This is a genomic window from Saccharopolyspora sp. NPDC049357, from assembly GCF_040677225.1.
Classification (GTDB): domain Bacteria; phylum Actinomycetota; class Actinomycetes; order Mycobacteriales; family Pseudonocardiaceae; genus Saccharopolyspora.
In genome coordinates this window covers 67138-82949 of record NZ_JBFAQJ010000007.1, presented here as the reverse complement: position 1 = coordinate 82949, position 15812 = coordinate 67138, and the positions used below count along the sequence as shown (strand labels likewise).

Here is a 15812-nt window from a genome sequence, read left to right as displayed (position 1 = left end):
TGAGAAACCGCAGCCGCGCGGTCCGTCGAGCTGCCGTAGATGGTCACCGTGAGCGACTGCCGCCGGACGGGCTCCGGATCTGGCACGACGTTAGAAGCCACCCCCTCCTGAGGGATGACCCTGATGACCGGACCACGGCTTGCCGACCGTCGTGTCCCAGATAGGTCAAGTGAGGTAGCCGTGGGTTTGTTGTGCGATTGGTTCAGCGCCCAGACAGACCCGGGAAGTGAGATGACGAAGGTGAGAAGCATGGAGCGGTCGGTATGGGGGTCGGTCGGGTTGAGTGGTGTCTTGGCGGGCTCACGGCCAGCGTCACCGGCAGGGACGCCGTGGGCGTCACGCGCACGACTTGGCCGTGTGCTGTTTATTGCCCTTCGGCCGGGGCTATGCCTGGGTGGCCAGTTCGACATACACCGGAATTCCGGAGGGCAGTGCCGTGAGCAGTGCACAGGCCGAACGAGCAGAAGCCGCGAGGCTTCCCGAGGGTGATGTGGTTCGTATCTTGCTGGAGCAGCACGCCGAGATCCGCGACTTGTTCGCGGAGGTCAAGAACGCGCAAGGTGAGCAGAGGAAGCAGCGGTTCGACGAGCTGCGGGCCCTGCTGGCGGTCCACGAGACCGCCGAGGAGATTGTCGTGCGGCCCACGGCCAAGCAGACGGTCGGCGAGGGGGAGGCCGATGCCCGCAACCACGAGGAGGAGGAAGCCAACCACGTCCTCGCCGAGCTGGAGAAGATGGACGTCTCCGACCTGGACTTCGCCGCCAAGCTCGACTCCTTCGAGCGTTCCGTGATCGAGCACGCTGAGCACGAGGAGCAGGAGGAGTTCCCAGCCCTGCGGCGGGGCTGCGGAGAGGACCAGCTGCGCGGCATGGGAACCCGGCTGCAAGCGGTCGAGAGCATGGCGCCCACCCATCCGCACCCCAGTGCTGCGGGCTCCCCGGCCGCCCAGGCGCTGACGGGTCCGTTCGCGGCCATGGTCGACCGCGTCAAGGACGCACTCAGCTCCCGGTGATGACTTGACGCCCACCGTTGGAACGTGAAGCGTTCCCGCCGGGGACCGCCGCTCTCGGCGAACACGTTTTCCTGCGGCCGGCGCTCTTGGGCGCTGCTCGAGTGAGGGGGCGCGTGCCGCGCTCCCCGCGGTGGCCAGCGTTCCTGTCAGCGGCGCGGTAGTGCGAGGAAGGTGCGAATGTGCCGTCAAACCCCGGTGATGCGGACGTGGGCGGGTTTGGTGCTGGGAGCGGGCCTGGGCGGGTTCGTGGACGGCATCGTTGCGCACCAATTGCTGGAATGGCATCACATGTTTTCCGGATGGTATCCATCCGCCTCTGCGACGCGGATCAACATGGTTGCGGACGGCCTTTTCCACCTGGCGTGCCTGCTGGCCGTTCTCGTCGGCATCGGCCTGCTGGCGAGTTCGGCCGTCGAGTCGTCGCCCGGTGCGGGACGCCGGCTCGTGGGCTGGATGCTTGCGGGGTGGGGGTGGTTCAACCTCGCCGAGGGCCTCGTGAACCACCAACTGCTCGGCATCCACCACGTGCGCCCGGGTACGCATGAACTGGCCTACGACCTCGGATTCCTCGCACTGGGCATCTTTCTCATCGTGGGCGGTTCCTTGTTGGGCCGCGCTCGTGGCCTGGAGCGTTGAGCGTAGGGCCTTCCGATGTCGAACGATGTGCCCGCACGGAGGGCTCCGGTTGCCACGAACGCGGATCAAGGTGCGACACCTGCCCGTCGGGTGGTGTCAAAGCCCTGTTGGGCGCGGACCTTGGTCAGCACGCAGCCGCGCAGGATCGCGGCGCCAACTGGCGTCGGAATCCTTCGAGCGATCACCCTCACCGTCTGGTACGGCTTTTGATACGTGCGGCTGCTCCACCGAGGCGAGGTGACCGTGGTCGAACCTGTGACGGAGAATCCGCCGCATCGCGTGCGCGTGCCTGTCACCAATCAGGTGTGGCGCGATGTGGTCTTCCTGCACTGGCCGTGTGCTCCGGAAGAGGTGCTTCCGCACGTGCCGGACGGCACTCAGCCTGACACCTTCGACGGCAGCGCGTGGATTGGTGTCGTCGCCCTGCGGATGCCGAGCGTGCGCGTCTTGGGTTTTCCTGTTGTTCCCCCGCTGAGAGAGCTCGTCGAGCTGAACGTGCGGACCTACTGCATCGACCGTCGGGGACGCCGTGGATTGGTGTTCCTGACGATGGAGGCGTCGAGCCCGGCCGTGCTGGCCGCGAGCACCCTCGGCGGCCTGCCCTACCGGTGGGCGAGGTCTTCCTGCGCGGCAAGCGGGCACGAATTGGGCTTTCGCTCGCAACGGTCGGGCACCGCGATGGACTTCCGGGTCCGAGCCGGGAAGCCGGTGGAGCCCACGCCGCTGGATGAGTTCCTCACGGCCCGCTGGCACCTGCTGTTCACCTGGTACGGGCTCACCTTGCACCTGCCACTGGAGCACGAGCCGTGGCGCCTGCACTCAGCTGAACTCCTCGACTTCACCCACAGCGGTCTGCCGGGCCCCACGCCTGCCCGGCGCATCACCAGCGTGCTGTGCGCCTCCGGGGTCAATTCCCGCTTCGGTCTACCCACGCCCGCATGAGGGCGAGCGCTCACACAGCTCCTCCTTGCACGCCGACGCTCAGCGCCTCCACCGGCAATGGGCCCGAGAGTTGCTTCTCGGAGCGCTGCGTGGATCTTGGCTCAGGCTCGTCGCCCATGAACGTCGTTTCCAGGGAGTCGCCGGTCCTGCACCTGACCGGCAAGACCGTGGGTGATCATTGCTCCACCTCCGTCGTGGCGGAGCTGCGAACACGCCTCCTCGATCGCGTTGCATTGCCGCTGCACGTGAACTTGGCACCGTCACCGGCGACCTTTCAGCCACCTCCGCGCAGCGCCGGCTGTGTGTTGACCATCGAGCTCGCGAGTTCGGGCAACCCTGTTCGTGTGATCCCAGAGTGCGGGCGCGCTAGCTTCAGCGACTCTGTATGTCTGCGTTGTGACCCGCACTCTCGTCCGAGAAGTGGATGAAAGGTAACCGAACGAACTCGTAGTTGGGGGTACGCGATGGATACGGCAAGTCCTGCGGTTGGCGGTCTGGTCTACTACGTCCGCTGTGTTGCCGAAGACCTGGCCGACGAGGTCGACGAGATCGACGTCAACGTCGACGGTGGTTTGGCCACGGTGCTCATTCTGATGAACACACGTGTGCCGACGCTGATGGATTCGCCGCTGTTGCTCACCTGGGACGAGGTGAGCGGGTGGGCTCTGCGGGTGGAGACGGACGGGATGGGCGATACGACCCCGCTGGAATTCTTGGGCGAGGAAATCCTGCCGAACCCTCAAGTGGTGCAGGCATTTCTTCGGGATGCAATCCGTGGCAGGAATCCTGGCACCTTGACCGCTCCCACCTTTCGGCTGCCGAACGCCAGTGACGATCTGGAGATGCGGCTCGTGCGATTCCTCGACCGTGAAAACGACTAGATTTGGCTATCGGCGAGGCGCGCGGCGCCGGGGTGGTGGTTGGCCTGCCATCCGAAGAGGTCCTTCGGGTCCAGCCTTCCGCGGTTGACGCGGTCGTGCTCGCGCCTGCGCACACCCACCATGCGCCCTCGGCGCACGGCGATGTCGAGGCCGTCACCGTTGGAGTGCAGGACCGACGCGGCCGGCACCCAGTCCTCGACGTCGTCCTCCGCCACTCCCGCCGCGAGGTAGGTGTCCACTCTGGACGGACACGCACCGCTCGCGGCGTAGGGGGTTGAGAGCCCCCACGGTTGCGGTACACCATCTCGTGCGGCGACCGAAAGTCCGAGCCTCCGAGCGGGGACCGGGCTCACGCGGTCTCGCGCGTGGGAACGTCGAGCGTCATGCCCGGGACCACGCATTCCACGCCCGGAATTCCGCGGCGGGCGACTTCGACCTGGAACTCCGAGAGCGGCGAGGTGAACAAGCCGTAATCATCGTGGTGGACCGGGAGCGCCTGCAGCGGGCGCAGCAGCTCCACGAGCTCGGCGCCTTCCCAGCCGTCCATGCTGATCAAGTGGCCGAGGATCCGCGTTCCTCCGAGGTGCACGACGGCGAGGTCGATGTCCGGGCACCGACGTCGGATCTCGACGAGCTCGTCGTGCAGGACCGTGTCCCCGCTCAGGTACAGCCGAAGGTGGTGCCCGGGCCGTTCGTAGTCCAGCAACGTCCCCATGACCGGTGGCGCGACGGCTCCCACCAGCCCGCGCGCGTGCAGGGCCGGCAGCGAGGTGATCGTGAGGCGGGCACCGTCCTTGGTCGTCGACCACTCGCTCCACCGCGGCATCGGCACCGACTCGGCGAAACCGCGCTTGCGCAGCCGGCCCGCTGCGTGAGGTGTGGTGACGATGGGCAACGCCCGGTCGAGCTCCCGCGTCGCAACGCGGTCGAAATGATCTCCGTGCAGGTGCGAGAGCACCACGGCGTCCAACTCGGGAAGTTCCTCGATCGTCATCGCCGGATTAGTGCGGCGCCGTGTGACGATGCCGTGCCCGACGTGGATCCACTGACCTCGCCGCACGAAGTTCGGGTCGGTGAGGAGCCTGAACGGCCCGAGCCGGAGCAGCGTGGTCGCGGTGCCCACGAACGTGACGGCGCATTCCGCGGTGCTTCCCGCAGTTCCCCCGGGCATCCGTGCCTCCTCATCCCACCTGCGAGGACGTGCGGTCCTCCCCGGGGCCTTCGGGCGCGTCCGGGAGCTCCGGGGCGTCCGGTTGCTCCGGGTCGGGTGCCTGCGGTCCGTCCGGGTTCTCCGGCTTGTTCGGGAACTCGGGCTTGCTCGGTGCCGCCGGCTTGTCCGGGCTGGCGGGCTGTTCCGGTTGTTCAGGTTCTCCCGGGTCTCCCCGCCAACGGCCGATCATCGGCGTGCTGGACATGGTTCCTCCGCCCTGGACGCTGGTTCTCACCGGTTACCCGTGCGCACCGGCCGTTCAATCCCGCTCGTGTGTGGTGAGTCCCCGGCCGCGGTCTCCGGCTCCGTCGAACGGCGCGCATCACCGCGCAGCCCGCGGATGAGCAGCGCGCATGGGATCGGTGCGGCCGTGGGTAGGGCGTGGTGGTGGACTCGCTCCGACCGCAGCACCCCGCGCCGGCCCCGCGGCCGCCGGTGGCGTGGTCCCGGTTCGCCTCGATCGCGGGCTGCCTAGCCGTGCTGCTCGCATGGCTCAGCTGGTCTCGCGAGTGGTACGGCGACGAGCTGTACCTGCTCGCTGCCGGTCACCACCTGAGCTGGGGCTACGCCGACCAGCCCGTGCTGATGCCCCTGCTGGCGCGCATCGCGGAAGCCGCGCTCGGCGGTTCGCGCCTCGGCGTGCGGGCGCCCGCGGTCCTCACCGCGGTCGCCGGCGTGCTGATCGCCGGTCTCCTCGCGCGGGAGTTCGGGGGCGGACGCGGGGCGCAGAGCCTGGCCGCGGCCACGTACGCAATCTCCCCGCAGACGCTGGACAGCGGCAGCCTGCTGCAGACCCAGGCGGTGGATGCGCTCGCGTGGGCGGTCACGACGTGGCTGGTCGTGCGGTGGGTGCGCCTGCGGGACGGGCTTTCGCTGCTGTTGATCGGCGTCACGGGTGCCGTTGCCGTGCAGGCGAAGTACCTGATCGTGGTGCTGTGGGCCGCCTGCTTCCTCGCCGCGGTGCTGATCGGTCCGCGGGAGGTGTTCCGGCGGCCCGCGCTCTGGGCGGGCGCCGGATTGTCGATTCTGGCGATGGTGCCGTACCTGAGCTGGCAGCACCGGCACCACTGGCCGCAGCTGCGGCTGGTGGGAGCGGTGCGCGAGGAGACGGCGGCCACCGCGAGCGGGCCGCTGGCGTTCGTGCCGTTGACCGTGCTGGTCGCCGGGGTGCTCGCCGGTGCGGTGCTCTTCGTCTACGGCCTGTGGCGGCTGCTGCGGTCGGCGGCTCTGGCCGAGTACCGGTTCCTGGGCTGGGCCTGCGTGGCGGTCGTGGTGACGTTCCTGGTCAGCGGAGGCCGTTACTACTACTGCGCCGGGTTGTTCCCGCTGTGCTTCGCAGCCGGGTCGGTCGAACTCCTGCGCCGCACCGCCGCGACAGGGCGGCGTGCCGCGATGATCGGCGTGGTGTGGCCGGTCTCGGCGGTGCTGTCGGTGCTGCTGCTCGTCGTTCCCGGACTGCTGCCGGGGGCTGTGGCCGCGCCGACGGTGCGCGGCAGCGCGGGATGGCCGGGACTTGCCGACGCGGTCTCCCGCGCGCACCAGCGCCTGCCGGTGCGGGGCGGTACGCCCGTGGTGACCGGCCACTACTGGCAGGCCAGCGCGCTGGACCGGTACGGCCGGGAACGCGGTTTGCCCCCGGCGCGCAGCCCGCACCGCGGCTACTGGTTCTTCGGTCCGCCACCGGACGCGGACGCCGTGCTGTTCGTCGGTGACGATCCCGGGCCGCTGCGGGCGAACTTCCGCAGCACGCGCGAGCTCACGACCTGGCGGGGCGGGCTCGGCTACCCGGGCATCAACACCCAGGTTCCGATCTGGTTCTGCGAAGGCCGGATTGCCCCGTGGGACCAGATCTGGCCATGGTTGTACGAGCCGTGACGGGAGGCGTAGTGGACGAGCTCTGGAAGCTGCCGAACATGCGCACGCGGTCGGTCTCCCCGGAGAACCCGACCGGGGCGAAGGGCGGGGGAGCGCAGGCGGTCGAGGGCACCGGTGCCTCGGCGGCCCGCGAGCTGGGCGCCGGGTGGAAGGTCTCGCCCTCGATCGAGCTGGCCGCGGGTCGAACCGCGACGCTGGCCGACGTCGCCGGTCCCGGCGTGATCCAGCACATCTGGCTGACCACCGACGTGCCCAGCGTGCGGAAGCTGGTGCTGCGGATGTACTGGGACGACGAAGGAGATCCGTCCGTTGAAGTGCCGCTCGGCGACTTCTTCTGCAACGGGTGGGAGGAACTCGCGCTGGTCGATTCCGAGGTCGTGGTGGTCGCCCCCGGAGGCGGGTTCAACAGCTACTGGCCCATGCCGTTCCGCAGCCGCGCCCGAATCACGCTGGAGAACACGACTCGCCGCGGCGTTCCGGTCTACTACCAGGTGACCTACCAGGAGGAGGACCTCCCCGAGCGGCTCGCCCACTTCCACGCGAGCTGGCGGCGCAGCAACCCGCTCGGCGATCCAGCGGTGCACACGATCCTCGACGGCGTCGGCGGCACCGGCCGGTACGTGGGGACCTACCTGGCCATCCGGCCGGGCGCGCCGGGCTGGTGGGGCGAGGGCGAGGTCAAGTTCTACCTCGACGGCGACCGGGAGCACCCGACGATCTGCGGGACCGGCACGGAGGACTACTTCGGCGGAGCGTGGAATTTCGACCTGGGTGGTCGCTACGTGCCCTACTCGACGGCCCAGCTGGGCCTGCACCAGGTGCTGCCGCCGCACGAGATCTACCGGCCGCACCAGCGGTTCGGCATGTACCGCTGGCACCTGCGCGACCCGATCTGCTTCGAGCGCGAGCTGCGGGTCACCGTCCAAGCGCTCGGGTGGAAGGCGGGCCGGCGTTACCTGCCGCTGGTGGACGCCGACATCGCCACGACAGCGTTCTGGTACCAGACCGAACCGCACACCCCGTTCCCGCCACTGCCCGTCCAGCAGCACGAGCGGCCCGGCCCCCGGCGGCTCAACGCTCGGATGCGGAAACTCCTGGGCGGCCGCGCATAGGCACCCGGGAGCGGCGACGAAGCGAGAGCCGTTCTTCGCCGACGGGGCGCACGTGCGGTGGCCCTGAGCGCGCGTGGACACTCTGGAGTGGATTCCTCCTGGCGTGAATAGTGGTCCACGGCAAGGGGAACTCGGAGGGCATGTGCACGTGGCGGGTGTGCCGACATCCCGAGGGAACCTGGCAGGTCCTGACGCCGGGCGGTACTCAGGCGTGCGCGCGAAGCACCAGCCAGACCGTGGCGATCAGCAATGCTCGAGCGCTCATGGAGTACGAAGGCGCGCACCGCCTGCGGGTCGAGGGGAGTGCCAGCATCGACGAGGGCGATCGCGGTTCGCCTACCGGCGACGGGAGCGCTCCGGGGTTGATCTCCACTTGATGCGCTCGCGAGTCCTTTCTGCGAGGACGGCTCAGGGGTGATGCTGACCCCGCCAGAAAGCTCCGGTCGCGTGGCCGACGCCTCTCGGCGCGGGTGTCGCGTGTTGACGCGGCGGGATCACGTCGCGGGTGTGCCGACGTGCGCGGCGTGGGTGGCGATCGCATCAGTGGAACGGGTGGAAGGAGCCGTGTCGCTCAGGACGGCGCCGACCGCGAGGTGGCCGTTCTCGGCTACCAGGACGTCGAACCAGATCGAGGTCAGGACCGGGTTCGCGCCGGGGCGACTGCTGTCGGCATACCAGACGTCGGCCACGAGAGCGTCCCAGAAGTTCTCAGCCATGGTGTCACCGTCCTGCCCCGGCGCTGTGGGTGTGGAGTGATATCGGCACATCGCCGCACGAGCTTGAGACCCGGACGCGGTGCCCAGGAGGTGACCGCCTCGGGGACGTGCGGCGAGAACCTGGAACCCCGGCGCACGGTGCTGCATGGCGGAGCGCGGAAGACTCCCTCGCGCCTGCTGCGGGTCAAACCTCGTTCGGGGCACTGTTCGAATGGACCTGTGGCGTCAGTGGTGACTGAAATCAAGTCTGATGTCGCCCGCCTTCCCGTCGACCGCCGCCGGCGAAGGTTTGCCGACCGGAAAGGTGGGGGAACTCCGGTGAGCGATCGGCGGGACGAGGGGAGTGGTCGCGGTGTCGTGGGCGTTCGAACGCGCTGTGGTGACCGGTGGCGCAGGATTCCTGGGAGCGCCGGTGTGCGCGGAGCTCCTGCGTCGCGGCGCGGTGGTGCACTGCCTGGACAACTTCAGCAGCAGCGGAGTCGAGAACGTCCGGGAACTGCAGTCGGATCCCCGGTTCGAACTGGTCGAACACGACATCTCCCGCGAACCCTGGCACGCAGAGGAAGTCGATCTCGTCCTGCACCTGGCCTCTCCCGCCTCACCGGTGGACTACCTGCGGATGCCGGTGGAGACCTTGCAGGCGGGCAGCCACGGCACCGCGCACGCGCTGGGTTTGGCTGAGCGCACCGGCGCGCGGTTCCTGCTGGCCTCCACCAGCGAGGTCTACGGCGACCCGCTGCAACACCCGCAGCGCGAGGACTACTGGGGCAACGTCAATCCGGTTGGCCCGCGCGCGGTCTACGACGAGGCCAAGCGCTACGCCGAGGCGCTGACGTCCTGCTACCGCGCGCATCGGGAGGTCGACACCCGCATCGTGCGGCTGTTCAACAGCTACGGCCCTGGAATGCGGCCGACTGACGGGCGTTTGGTCTCCACCTTCGTCTCGCAAGCGCTGGCCGGCGATCCGATCACCGTCAACGGTGATGGCAGCCAGACGCGTTCACTGTGCTATGTGGACGACACGGTGCGCGGACTGCTGGCTGCGGCGGCAGGTGATCGCACCGAACCGGTCAACATCGGCCGGCCCGACGAGATGACGGTGCTCGAGATCGCAGAGCTCGTGCGGTTGCTGACCGGGACTTCCTCGCCGATCAGTCATTCCGCTGCCGTCGCCGACGAACCGAGCCGCCGATGCCCGGACATCAGCATCGCGACGCAGCGGCTCGGCTGGTGGCCCCAGATCGACGTCGTCGAGGGACTGCGCCGCACGATCGACTGGTTCGCTGCCCGTCCCGCTGCCGCGTGATCACCTGGTCGCGGCGAATTCTCCTTGTGCACCAAGGAGGAAGTCTTCCACCTGTGTTTACGAGTCGCTGCACAGGGTAGCGGTATAGGCAGGACGGACCAGGGCCTGCGCTCGGTGAGCACCGCGCACGACGGGAGGACGAACGTGCGAATCCTCGGGATCAACGCTGTTTTCCACGATCCGGCGGCCGCGCTCGTGGTCGATGGCCGCACCGTGGCCGCCGCCGAGGAGGAGCGCTTCTCCCGCCGCAAGCACGGCAAGACGCCCGTTCCGTTCTCGGCGTGGGAACAGCCCGAGCAGGCCGCGGCGTGGTGCTTGCGCCAGGGCGGGATCCAGGCTTCCGAGTTGGACGCGGTGGCATTCTCCTACGACCCGGCGCTGGTGGACGACACGGTGGGTGGTCTGGACCCCGCGTGGGAGTGGTTGCGCACGATCTTCGCCGAACGGGCACCGCACTTCCTGGCCACCGCGCTTCCCGGTCTGGACCGCGACGCGGTGGTGTGCGTGCCGCACCACGTCGCGCACGCCGCCTCCGCCGCGCTCGCCGCGCCCTTCGGCGACTGCGCCGTGCTCACCGCCGACGGCCGTGGTGAGAGCACCTCAGGACTCGCCGGACGTTGCACCGGCGGCCGGCTGACCACGTTGGCCGAGCAGCGGCTGCCGCACTCGCTCGGCCTGATGTACGAGGAGCTGACCGAGCACCTGGGCTTCCGCCGCTCCAGCGACGAGTACAAGGTGATGGCGCTGGCCTCCTACGCCGAACCCGTGTTCCTGCCGGATCTCAGGAACTTGGTCCGCAGCACCGGGGACGGGCACTACGAGATCGAGCCCATCGACTGGCAGCGCTGGGCTCCCCGTCGCAGCGCTCAGGAACGGTTGGGGGACAAGCACGCTCAGCTCGCCGCGAGCGTGCAGGTCCGGGTGGAGGAAGTGCTGCTCGACCTCGCGCGGTGGCTGCACGAGGCGACCGGGGAAGGTCGGTTGGCCATGGCCGGGGGAGTGGCGTTGAACTGCGTGGCCAACACCCGGATCAGTCGCGAAGGGCCGTTCGACGAGGTGTGGGTGCAACCCGCGGCGGGTGACTCGGGCACCGCGCTCGGCGCCGCGTTGCAGGTCGCTGCGCAGCACGACGAGCCCATCAGGCCGATGCCCGGCGCCGACCTCGGGCGCGGGTGGAGCGACGAGGAGATCGAGAACTCCCTCCGCACCGCGAAACTCGCCTACGAACGCCCCAGCGACGTCGCCGAGGTCGCCGCCGAAGCGCTGGCGCGCGACGAGTCGGTGGGCTGGTTCCAGGGGCGCAGCGAGTTCGGCCCGCGTGCGCTCGGACACCGATCCCTGCTCGCCCACCCCGGCAACGCCGACAACGTCGAGCGCCTCAACGACATCAAGGGCCGCGAGCAGTTCCGCCCGGTCGCACCGATGGTCTTGGCGGAACGCGCCGGCGAGCTGTTCACCCGGGGGCCGGAGACCAGCCCGCACATGCTGTTCGTGCACGACGTGACGTCGGAGTGGCAGGACCGCATACCCGCCGCCGTGCACATCGACGGCACCGCGCGGCCGCAGACCGTCGACCGGGCCGCCGAGCCCCTGGTGGCCAGGCTGCTCGACTCCTTCACGGCTCGCACCGGCGTCCCGGCGCTGATCAACACCAGCTTCAACACCGCGGGACGCCCCATGGTCGACAGCCCGGTCGACGCCTTGGAGTGCTTCGGAGCGTCGCCGATCGACCTGCTCGTGATCGGGCCGTTCGTGGTCCGCCGCGGGAGTGAGCGGTCATGACCGCCCACGGCGACTACGCGGTGGTCATCCCGACGATGGGCCGGGACAGCCTCGCTGGAACCCTGGCCGCCCTCGACACCGGGCGCGGCCCCGGACCCCGCGAGGTCGTGCTGGTCGACGACCGGCCCGACCAGCGCGAGCCGCTTCCGCTGCCGCGCAGCGAGCTGCCGATCCGCGTCGTGCGTTCCGGTGGACGCGGTCCTGCCGCAGCGCGCAACATCGGTTGGCGCGAAGCGGACGCTGAGTGGGTCGTGTTCCTGGACGACGACGTCGTGCCCGCCGCGGGCTGGCGCGAGCAGATCGAGGACGACCTCGACGTCGGTCCGGACGTGGGGGCCTGCCAGGCTGAGATCGTCGTCCCGATGCCGACCGAGCGGCGGCCCACCGATGGCGAACGCGACACCGCCGCGCTCACCGACGCGCTGTGGATCACCGCCGACATGGCCTACCGGCGCGAGGTGCTGTCGGCATGCGGGGGCTTCGACGAGGAGTTCCGCCGCGCCTTCCGGGAGGACGCCGACCTGGCGCTGCGGGTGCAGGCCGCCGGGTGGCGGTTGGTCAACGGCGCGCGTGTGACCAGCCACCCCGCGCGCCCCGCGGGCTTCTTCGCCAGCGTGCGCGCGCAACGGGGCAACGCCGACAACGCCATCATGCGCCGCAAGTACGGAAAGCGGTGGCGCATGCGGATCGGTGAAGGCCCGGGCAGGATCCGCCGTCACCTGGCGATCACGGTGGCCGGCGGGATCGCGCTCGTGGCTTCGGCGCTCGGCGCGCGCCGAGCCGCCACCTGCGGTGGTGCTGTGTGGCTCGGTTTGACCGCTGAGTTCGCAGCCCGCCGGATCGCTCCGGGACCCGGTACGCCGAACGAGGTGGCTCGAATGCTGGTCACCAGCGTCTTGATCCCGCCCGCAGCGTGCCTGCACCGACTGCGCGGCGAGGTGGAAGTACGCGCGGACGCGAGGGAAATGCCTGCTGCGGTGCTGTTCGACCGGGACGACACGCTCGTCCACGACGTCCCCTACAACGGTGACCCGGCCCGCGTGCGTCCAGTCAGCGGAGCGCGGGAAGCGCTGGACCGGCTCCGGGTGGCCGGCATCCCGATCGGTGTGGTGAGCAACCAGTCCGGAGTGGCGCGCGGACTGCTCCGCGACGAGGACGTCGCCGCCGTCAACGGAGCGGTGCAGCGGCTTTTGGGTCCGTTCGACATCTGGCAGTGGTGCCCGCACGACGAGAACGACGGATGCGGTTGCCGCAAGCCGAAACCTGGGCTCATCGAACGAGCCGCCGCTCGGTTGCGCGTGCTGCCGCGGAGCTGCGTGGTCATCGGCGACACCGGAGCGGACGTCGCGGCAGCGCTGGCCGCGGGCGCCAGGGCGATCCTGGTGCCCACCGAGCGGACCAGGACGGAGGAGACGACCAGGGCGCTGGTCGAAGCCGAGGTGGCACCGACCCTCGAGGCGGCCGTGGCCCGCGTGTTGCGGGACGGCCGGGTGCGCGCGGCGACGCGGCGTCCCGTCCGGCAGGAGGTGCCGCGATGAAGATCGACATGGTTTCCGAGCACGCCAGCCCGCTGGCGGCTCTCGGAGGAGCCGATGCCGGGGGGCAGAACGTGCAGGTGGCCGAACTGGCGACCGGGCTCGCCCGGCGCGGCCACGACGTCGTCGTGCACACCCGCCGCGACTCGCCGACGCTTCCGGAGCGGGTGCGCACGGACGAGGGTTTCACGGTCCGGCACGTGGCGGCCGGTCCGTCCGCGCCGGTGCCCAAGGACGAACTGCTGCCCCACATGGACGCCTTCGCCGCGCGGCTCGCCGAGGACTGGGGGCGTCGACCGCCGGACCTGGTGCACGCCCACTTCTGGATGAGCGGGCTCGCCGCGCAGCGCGGCGCCGCGGGACTCGGCGTGCCGGTGTTGCAGACCTTCCACGCGTTGGGCCGTGTCAAGCGCCGCGAGCAGGGGGCGAAGGACACCAGCCCGCCGCGCCGCGTCGAGTGGGAAGCGCAGATCGCCTGTGCGGCCGACCTCGTCCTCGCCACCTGCACGGACGAGGTCGGTGAGCTCGCCGAGATGGGCGTGGCACCGGAACGCACCGCCGTGCTGCCGTGCGGCATCGACGTCGACCGGTTCTTCCCGGCCGCGCCGCGCGAGCCGAAGCGCGGTGCCCCGCGAATCCTGAGCATCGGCAGGCTGGTCGAGCGCAAGGGCGTGGACGTGATGATCCGGGCGATGCGCGATCTCCCCGACGCCCGGCTGCTCATCGCAGGCGGGCCGCCGGAGCGGGAGTGGCCTGACGATCCGGAGGTCAACCGGTTGCAGGCGGTGGCGCGTCAATCCGGTGTCGCCGACCGCACCGAGTTCCTCGGCCCAGTGCCCCACGACGACGCGCCCGACCTCTACCGGTCGGTCGACGTCGTCGCCAGCGTGCCGTGGTACGAGCCGTTCGGCACCGTGCCGCCGGAGGCGATGGCCTGCGGGGTTCCGGTCGTCGTCAGCGCGGTCGGGGGTCATCTCGACACCGTCGTCGACCGCAGGACGGGACTGCACGTGCCACCGCACGATCCGACGGCGACCGCCCGTGCCGTGCGGGAGCTGCTGGATCGGCCGGGCCTGCGCGCGGAGCTGGGAACCGCAGGCGCGCAACGCGTTCGGGCTCGCTACGGGTGGGATCGGCTCGTCGGCGAAGCCGAGGACATCTACCAGCAGGTGCGTGCGGCGCGGTCCAAGCGGGCCGCGGTCGCCGCCGCGCCGGGAGGGGGAGCACCGTGATCGAGCAGCACTTCCAAGACCTGGGCGCAGCCGCGTGGCGGATCAGCTCCACAGCGCCGAAGCTGCGGAGCTGGGCGGGCACGCTCGCGGACCGCCTCACGGCTGGAGCGCGCTTGCTGACCTGCGGGAACGGCGGCAGCGCTGCGGAAGCGCAGCACTTGTCGGGTGAGCTGACCGGGCGGTTTCTCCGCGATCGCAGGCCGTACTCGGCTATCGCGCTGCACGCCGACACCTCGGCGTTCACCGCCACGCTCAACGACTACGGCGAGCAGGAGGTCTTCGCTCGGGCCGTGCGCGCGCACGGCCGTTCCGGTGATGTGCTGGTCGCGTTGTCCACCAGCGGCCGCAGCCAGAACGTGCTCGCCGCGGCCAAGACCGCGCGGGAGCTGGGTGTGCTGACCTGGGCGTTGACCGGGCCTGCTCCCAACGATCTCGCCGCTGTCTGCGATGACGGGATAGCCGTGGAAGCGCCCGGCGTGGCCACGGTGCAGGAGATCCACCTGGCGCTGATCCACGCGCTGTGCGGTGAGTTCGACGCGCTGACGGTCGATCGGGTACCGGAACATCGGTGATCGACACCGTTCTCGTGCTCCGCGCCCTCGGGTTGGGAGACCTGCTCACCGCGGTGCCCGCGTTGCGCGGCCTGCGGCGCGCTTTCCCCGACCACGTGGTGCTGCTGGCCGCACCCGAACCGTTGGCGGAGCTGCTGCCCCTGCTGCCCGACGTGGACGAGTGGGTGCCCACCGCCGGGCTGGCGGACTTCCGCTGGGAGCGACCCGGTCCGGACGTCGCGGTGAACCTGCACGGCAGCGGGCCGGAGTCGGTGCGCGCGGTGTGTTCGACGGGAGCTCGCCGGGTCCTCTCCCACCGGCACCCGGCGGCTTCCCCCGTCGCCGGCCCGGACTGGGAGGCCGAGCAGCACGAGCGGCAGCGCTGGTGCCGGCTGCTGCGGCACTACGACATCGACGCCGAGCCGGACGACCTGCTGCTGCCGACGCCGCTGGACGGCCCCCGACCCGGCGTGGCGATCGTTCACCCGGGGGCCAGTCACGGAGCTCGGCTGTGGCCGGTGGACCGCTACGCCGAGGTGGCGCGTTGGGCCGCGGACGCCGGTTTCGGCGTGGTGCTCACCGGTTCCGAATCCGAGCGCGTGCGCACTGCGCGGGTGGCGGAGCTCGCAGGACTGCCGGCGAACTCCGTGCTGGCCGGACGTACCGGGTTGCGCGAGCTGGCCGCTCTGGTCGCCCACGCCCGCCTGCTGATCTGCGGCGACACCGGCATCGCGCACCTGGCCAGCGCTTTCCGGACACCGTCGGTGGTGCTGTTCGGGCCGGTCGCACCCCGCTGCTGGGGCCCGCCTGCCGACACCCGGCACGTCGCGCTGTGGCACGGGTGCAGCGGCGACACCTTCGCCTCCGAACCGAATCCCGGACTGCTGGCCATCACGACCGGGCAGGTGATCGACGCTGCGCGCGGAGCGGTGCGGCAGGCGTGAGCCGAGCTCGCTCGTCGGCCGTTGCGGCGGCGAGCTCAACCACGTGCTCAGCCAGCTGCCCAGCGGATTCGCGACGTT

General features: G+C 70.3%; 16 protein-coding genes. 12 read left to right on the top strand and 4 right to left on the bottom strand.

Annotated features, from left to right (window positions below):
• Window positions 1–436: 436 nt before the first annotated feature.
• From AB0J91_RS08405 to AB0J91_RS08390, 4 genes are all read left to right on the top strand, one after another.
• The gene (locus AB0J91_RS08405; protein WP_363865436.1) at window positions 437–1012 is read left to right on the top strand and encodes a hemerythrin domain-containing protein; all 576 of its coding nucleotides are present in this window, start codon (window positions 437–439) and stop codon (window positions 1010–1012) included.
• Between the two features lie 177 nt (window positions 1013–1189).
• The gene (locus AB0J91_RS08400; protein ID WP_363865434.1) at window positions 1190–1648 is read left to right on the top strand and encodes a DUF2243 domain-containing protein; all 459 of its coding nucleotides are present in this window, start codon (window positions 1190–1192) and stop codon (window positions 1646–1648) included.
• A gap of 237 nt (window positions 1649–1885) precedes the next feature.
• Window positions 1886–2590, top strand: a complete 705-nt coding sequence (locus AB0J91_RS08395) for a DUF2071 domain-containing protein (RefSeq protein WP_363865432.1) — start codon at window positions 1886–1888, stop codon at window positions 2588–2590.
• 464 nt (window positions 2591–3054) lie between these two features.
• Window positions 3055–3471 (top strand): DUF6292 family protein, encoded by a 417-nt coding sequence (locus AB0J91_RS08390; RefSeq protein ID WP_363865430.1) that lies wholly within the window; start codon window positions 3055–3057, stop codon window positions 3469–3471.
• On the opposite strand, the gene AB0J91_RS08385 is transcribed toward AB0J91_RS08390, so the two are convergent.
• The 3 genes from AB0J91_RS08385 to AB0J91_RS08375 all read right to left on the bottom strand — a co-directional run bounded on the left by AB0J91_RS08385 (window position 3468) and on the right by AB0J91_RS08375 (window position 4886).
• A complete protein-coding gene (locus AB0J91_RS08385; protein WP_363865428.1) occupies window positions 3468–3710 on the bottom strand; it encodes a hypothetical protein in 243 nt (80 codons plus the stop codon). The genes AB0J91_RS08390 and AB0J91_RS08385 overlap by 4 nt on opposite strands.
• A gap of 110 nt (window positions 3711–3820) precedes the next feature.
• Window positions 3821–4642, bottom strand: coding sequence for an MBL fold metallo-hydrolase (locus tag AB0J91_RS08380; protein WP_363865426.1), 822 nt, complete (start codon window positions 4640–4642; stop codon window positions 3821–3823).
• Window positions 4643–4652: 10 nt separating this feature from the next.
• Complete coding sequence (locus AB0J91_RS08375) at window positions 4653–4886, bottom strand: hypothetical protein (protein ID WP_363865424.1); 234 nt, start codon at window positions 4884–4886, stop codon at window positions 4653–4655.
• A 182-nt stretch (window positions 4887–5068) separates the two neighbouring features.
• Here AB0J91_RS08375 and AB0J91_RS08370 point away from each other — a divergent pair, with 182 nt between their 5' ends.
• Together AB0J91_RS08370 and AB0J91_RS08365 are read left to right on the top strand one after the other, a co-directional pair.
• A complete protein-coding gene (locus tag AB0J91_RS08370; RefSeq protein WP_363865422.1) occupies window positions 5069–6556 on the top strand; it encodes a glycosyltransferase family 39 protein in 1488 nt (495 codons plus the stop codon).
• 11 nt (window positions 6557–6567) lie between these two features.
• Complete coding sequence (locus tag AB0J91_RS08365) at window positions 6568–7668, top strand: glycoside hydrolase family 172 protein (protein ID WP_363865420.1); 1101 nt, start codon at window positions 6568–6570, stop codon at window positions 7666–7668.
• Window positions 7669–8162: 494 nt separating this feature from the next.
• Here the strand turns inward: AB0J91_RS08365 and AB0J91_RS08360 are convergent, their stop codons facing one another.
• Window positions 8163–8384, bottom strand: coding sequence for a hypothetical protein (locus AB0J91_RS08360; RefSeq protein WP_363865418.1), 222 nt, complete (start codon window positions 8382–8384; stop codon window positions 8163–8165).
• A 352-nt stretch (window positions 8385–8736) separates the two neighbouring features.
• Between AB0J91_RS08360 and AB0J91_RS08355 the strand changes: the two genes are divergently transcribed.
• The 6 genes from AB0J91_RS08355 to AB0J91_RS08330 all read left to right on the top strand — a co-directional run bounded on the left by AB0J91_RS08355 (window position 8737) and on the right by AB0J91_RS08330 (window position 15734).
• Window positions 8737–9690, top strand: coding sequence for an NAD-dependent epimerase/dehydratase family protein (locus AB0J91_RS08355; protein WP_363865416.1), 954 nt, complete (start codon window positions 8737–8739; stop codon window positions 9688–9690).
• A 144-nt stretch (window positions 9691–9834) separates the two neighbouring features.
• Window positions 9835–11472: a carbamoyltransferase C-terminal domain-containing protein gene (locus tag AB0J91_RS08350; RefSeq protein ID WP_363865414.1), complete on the top strand. Its 1638-nt coding sequence runs from the start codon at window positions 9835–9837 to the stop codon at window positions 11470–11472.
• A complete protein-coding gene (locus AB0J91_RS08345; RefSeq protein ID WP_363865412.1) occupies window positions 11469–13010 on the top strand; it encodes an HAD-IIIA family hydrolase in 1542 nt (513 codons plus the stop codon). Before AB0J91_RS08350 ends, AB0J91_RS08345 begins: the two co-directional genes overlap by 4 nt.
• Complete coding sequence (locus AB0J91_RS08340) at window positions 13007–14239, top strand: glycosyltransferase (RefSeq protein WP_363865410.1); 1233 nt, start codon at window positions 13007–13009, stop codon at window positions 14237–14239. The genes AB0J91_RS08345 and AB0J91_RS08340 overlap by 4 nt, the downstream gene beginning before the upstream one ends.
• Complete coding sequence (locus AB0J91_RS08335; protein WP_363865408.1) at window positions 14236–14811, top strand: SIS domain-containing protein; 576 nt, start codon at window positions 14236–14238, stop codon at window positions 14809–14811. Before AB0J91_RS08340 ends, AB0J91_RS08335 begins: the two co-directional genes overlap by 4 nt.
• A complete protein-coding gene (locus tag AB0J91_RS08330) occupies window positions 14808–15734 on the top strand; it encodes a glycosyltransferase family 9 protein (RefSeq protein ID WP_363865406.1) in 927 nt (308 codons plus the stop codon). The genes AB0J91_RS08335 and AB0J91_RS08330 overlap by 4 nt, the downstream gene beginning before the upstream one ends.
• The last annotated feature ends 78 nt before the right edge of the window (window positions 15735–15812 follow it).

Excerpts from the sequence above, each read along its gene's own strand:
- AB0J91_RS08400 (WP_363865434.1), top strand. The coding sequence starts at position 1,190 with ATGTGCCGTCAAACCCCGGTGATGCGGACGTGGGCGGGTTTGGTGCTG.
- AB0J91_RS08390 (WP_363865430.1), top strand. The coding sequence starts at position 3,055 with ATGGATACGGCAAGTCCTGCGGTTGGCGGTCTGGTCTACTACGTCCGC.
- AB0J91_RS08380 (WP_363865426.1), bottom strand. The coding sequence starts at position 4,642 with ATGCCCGGGGGAACTGCGGGAAGCACCGCGGAATGCGCCGTCACGTTC.
- AB0J91_RS08375 (WP_363865424.1), bottom strand. The coding sequence starts at position 4,886 with ATGTCCAGCACGCCGATGATCGGCCGTTGGCGGGGAGACCCGGGAGAA.
- AB0J91_RS08360 (WP_363865418.1), bottom strand. The coding sequence starts at position 8,384 with ATGGCTGAGAACTTCTGGGACGCTCTCGTGGCCGACGTCTGGTATGCC.
- AB0J91_RS08345 (WP_363865412.1), top strand. The coding sequence starts at position 11,469 with ATGACCGCCCACGGCGACTACGCGGTGGTCATCCCGACGATGGGCCGG.
- AB0J91_RS08340 (WP_363865410.1), top strand. The coding sequence starts at position 13,007 with ATGAAGATCGACATGGTTTCCGAGCACGCCAGCCCGCTGGCGGCTCTC.